We start from the raw sequence: 4,082 nt of genomic DNA, 5'->3' as shown, positions 1-4,082 counted from the left end.
TATTCTTCATCTCGAACCACGTAGATCACATGCCCCCAAAAACCTTTGCTTTTGGCTTGGATGTGACTCTTCATAATTGAACGGTATCGGATGGGTGTTTTGAGCGTCAATTCTGTCTCAATAGCAACCATTCCTCCTGAAGGTGGGCTGACGATGGCATCGGGACGATGAGAGATAGGATACATTTTTTTAAACGTATGACGGTCAGCATTAGTCCAACCTGTCCAATTCAAATGTTTAAGTGCAATGAAAACTCTTTGGTTCATTAATGTGTGATTAAGCGTGACTAAACTAATTCTACTTGGTGTAAAGCAGTGCATTGGTGCGTGATCACTGTCGCCGACTAGATGTATTCCTTTGTCGGTTATCCCCCATAATGAAATTTTACATGTGTCTAATGTCAGTGAATGTTTTTCTAATAATCTCTTATTGACCATTCTCTTTAACAACCGAGAAAGGTTGGGTTGCTTTATTTTAATCAGGGCCATTAAGTTATCAAAGTTACTGTATATCTCTTGATGCAAAAACGAAAGTACACTCATTTCAAGTCTTTTCCCTTGTAGTAAAGCGTCATTTATATGCATACCTTTATTCATTTATGCCCTCCAATTTTTTACGTTCAACATGAAACACTTGGTTTTTGGTTGCAATGCTGTGAATCAAACTACTCATGGACTGAAGCAATGCTGCTCGACATTCCAAGAAATCGCTGTCTGAGAGTTCTTCATTGTGTTGCGCTCGATGTAAGTCCAAGAGGTAGTCATTGGCGGATGAAAATGTTTTTAATAAAAGCCCCGTGCTGCGGCATAAGCGTTTATCCTCGATCTTCATTTCAAGGCGGTGTTTTTCTGCTACAAACGGCACCAGATTGATATCACCCCATTCACTTTTTCTCTTCGAGTGCTCAGTCTGGATGCTCTTTCTTACCGCGCGGATCTCTTGCAGGAATATTTCTAGTGCGTCTCGGCAAAAAATTGGGTTGGGATTTTTTGGGTTCGTGGAAAATGCTTCAACCGAGAAAAGCGCATTAATGGCAAATTGGCCGTCGTAAGCTTTTGACTTAGAGGATCCAGATTGATAAACCGATCTATCCCAAAGGTGTATGAGTGGTTTAAATTGAAGTTGGTGCATGTTAGTTCCTTACCTTAGCTGTTTTTTAATGCTTCTAACCCTGCATGACAAGCATCCTCAGAGGCTTTGTTTTCTTGCGGGGATTCTTGTTGATGCGTTTTATTTGATGGGTTATTGGTTGGTGATGAAGGGGGGAGATTTGCTGTATTGGGAGACTCATCGCCACTCGTTGTGTCTTTCTTTATCGTTTCAAAGGCCATGTCATGTTGTGTTTCTTCTGAATCGTTTTCGTTGGTGATCTTGTCACTTGTTACTACTTCAAAATTGTACATTACGTCTTCCACCTCACTATTCTCAGTGTTGCTACTTTCGGTTGTCTCAGTCGTTTCATTTTGCTGAGGTAATGGCTCATCAAGATCTTGATGAAGTGTCGACGTTTGTTCGTGATGAGCATCTTCTGTTAATTCGTCGGATTGATTTGAGGTGGGGGGCGCTGTATTTATGGTCTCCTCTTCGCTTACTTTTAATTCTCTTTGTCGTACGACCTCAAAGTTTTCAAGCGTGCTCTTTTTCACTTTTATGGGGGAAATTAATGAGGGTTTGGGTACTTCGGTTGCTGTGAATATATAACTCACAAAAGGCGGCAAGTTGAGCAGCATGTTGGTATCAACAAAGTATCGTTCAGCCAGCCTTATGTTTCGACGACCTTCTACCGTTTCGGTAAGGGCAGCGTTTAACTCCACCGTACGGCTTTCATCATCCACTAAAATAGTGCCGGACATTTTCGCTACCCATTCGGCGGTTTCGGGATCTTGAAGTTTGTACACCAACTTAAATTTTGTGTTTTCTACGACCGCTCCGACGACCGCATCACTGTTTAAATCAGCAGGGCAATCTCGTAAATCAGCAACAGATTGATGTGCCAAAAACATGTGAATGCCTTTATCTCGCGCTGCCCCTAAACCTTCCATTGCCGCTTTTGATATGTGATATTTCAATTCATCCAAGAAAATGGCGATGGGCTTTGGGGTGCTGTTGACGCGGTCGCGCATCTCTGCGAGTTGAAACAGTCGAATCAAAATCATCTTTTGTGTCATGATGATTTTTGCGTTTCTGAGTGATCCAATGATGTAACAACAACCGCCCTCATCAAATATGGATTGCATGTTTAAACCGTCAGGGGCGTTAACAGAATTCACCTCTGAGAGTTCTTCCATCTTTCCATAGAATGCCTTAACGGTATCTTTCATGCCTTGAACATGAGCTGAATTAAATAAGCCGGTGAACGTTTCGCGCTCTTCTTCCGTTGCTTTTTGTGGGGATTGCCTTGCCGCTTTACGGTCGTCAATTCGATAGAAGTCGGCAATGTCACCTTTCTCTGCAAAGCTAAACCCCGCAACCAACAGTTCTTCAATCTGTTCGGGGGTTGCGCCCGCCAATAAATTCAGTTGCGGTAACGGACTATTAAGGTCGATAAGGTGAAACGGTTTACCTGCTTTTTCGCATGCGGCTTTGAGAAGATGCGGTGCCCATTCATCGTTTTTTGGATCGAGTACAAACACGCCTTCTTCGGCTTGAATCAGTTGGTACAAAATCAAACCCGATGCCACACCTTTACCTGCGCCTGTCGTCCCTAAAATGTCGGCATGTTGTTTTTGCAGATCTTTTAAAGGGATATATTGCGGTTGTCTGTTAACGTCTAAACCGACAAAAACCCCCTTTTTTAAATCGATGTGATCTTCGGGATCGTAGTCCACCGTTTCGGGTAAGTAGTCACGAACATTTCGTACGTCGGTGCGTTCGTCACGTGCGACTTCGGTTCGCTTGGTGTGCTTTATTTTGAGTTGGTTAATTTTGCCTGATAGGTGACGACGTCCCCACCAGTGGGTAAATATACCGGCTCCAAAGATAGGGATTAAAAGCCACTCTGAGAGAGAGTAATGGAGATTAACGAGTGGCGCACCGTGAAGCGCTTTTGCCCAATTGATCAAAGCGGGAATGCTCAAGTTAGAGAGTGTTCCAAAGATAAACAGTAGCACTCCGGCTGCAATGATGATCCTTCGAAACCACGTGTCGAGATCGTCTCTTTCTGGTTTGTCGAAGTACATAACAGGAAGAAATAAGCCAGACAAAAAGCTCAGCAGCGTCCCCCAATAAAAGGTAAACAGATACAGCGATGAAAAGATATTCATCACTAAAACGTAAAATTGATATTCGATGCGGTCTAACATGGTTATCCTTTTATTAACTAAAAAACCGATATGTAATACCGATATGTGAAACTGATATATGGTCATATCGGTTTCACATATCGGTTCTGTATATCGGAAAAGCGCCCTAAATCGTTTTCTGGACGAAAACTCAGCGGGTTATCCCTAAAGGGATAATCATTTACAAAACTGCGTTTTTTCAATGGATTAGAAAGAAAAGCCCTCGTCCTGAACGTCCTCAAACTTTACTTTCCAATCTAAGAGCAAAAGAAGCCGAAAACCGCAGCGCTACGCGCGACCAAGCACTTTAGGAAGGTGAAATAGTCCTCATTTGGCGGTCGCAAGCTCCTTTGCTCAAATTCCTCCTTTTCAACTAACCTAAGATGCTTGGTCTCGCCTGCTCAACGGTTTTCGGGGGCAAGCCCCCAAAACAAAAGTCGACCTCTAGGGAGGTCTCGCTATTCCGCTGGACGCGGGCGTTTTGTTTCGGCTCCCCCGCCTGAACCAGCGGTCGGGACTCCCTTGTTTCAGATTCTTCGCTGAACGCTACGACCCACCATAGCTTTAACAATCAAGCCCCGCAGAGGGGGCGCTTGCGCGATTGAAAACTGTGGGCAGGCAATCTAAAGCTCACTTCAAGCAGAGCTTTTCGTTCTCTAAGATTGATAAAAAGCGTCGCCTTCACCACTTCAATCAAACGCCTACGTGGGGGCATGGAATGCCCGAATACCCACTTCGTCGTTCTCTTTCTGAGGTTCGTCTTTGGCTTTTTATGCGCCCTCTTAATGCGTCTGACTTTCT

General features: G+C 43.9%; 4 protein-coding genes. 1 reads left to right on the top strand and 3 read right to left on the bottom strand.

What is annotated here, in order from left to right; translation table 11 throughout:
- The 3 genes from mobC to A142_RS02055 form a co-directional block, all read right to left on the bottom strand.
- The coding region (gene mobC, locus A142_RS02065; RefSeq protein WP_019822988.1) for a MarR family transcriptional regulator at positions 1 to 596 on the bottom strand (596 nt) is incomplete at its 3' end.
- Positions 589 to 1,131 (bottom strand): hypothetical protein, encoded by a 543-nt coding sequence (locus A142_RS02060; RefSeq protein WP_019822986.1) that lies wholly within the window; start codon positions 1,129 to 1,131, stop codon positions 589 to 591. The genes mobC and A142_RS02060, both read right to left, overlap by 8 nt.
- A 14-nt stretch (positions 1,132 to 1,145) precedes the next feature.
- Positions 1,146 to 3,302, bottom strand: coding sequence for a type IV secretory system conjugative DNA transfer family protein (locus A142_RS02055; protein ID WP_019822984.1), 2,157 nt, complete (start codon positions 3,300 to 3,302; stop codon positions 1,146 to 1,148).
- 589 nt (positions 3,303 to 3,891) lie between these two features.
- Here A142_RS02055 and A142_RS25270 point away from each other — a divergent pair.
- The coding region (locus A142_RS25270) for a hypothetical protein (protein WP_206744037.1) at positions 3,892 to 4,082 on the top strand (191 nt) is incomplete at its 3' end.

It is taken from the genome of Vibrio splendidus 12E03, assembly GCF_000272105.2.
Taxonomy (GTDB): Bacteria; Pseudomonadota; Gammaproteobacteria; order Enterobacterales; family Vibrionaceae; genus Vibrio; species Vibrio splendidus_I.
This window is presented reverse-complemented; position numbering and strand designations above follow the sequence as displayed.

Bases quoted from the DNA above. Each gene is read 5' to 3' on its own strand.
- A142_RS02060 (WP_019822986.1), bottom strand. From the start codon at position 1,131: ATGCACCAACTTCAATTTAAACCACTCATACACCTTTGGGATAGATCG.
- A142_RS02055 (WP_019822984.1), bottom strand. From the start codon at position 3,302: ATGTTAGACCGCATCGAATATCAATTTTACGTTTTAGTGATGAATATC.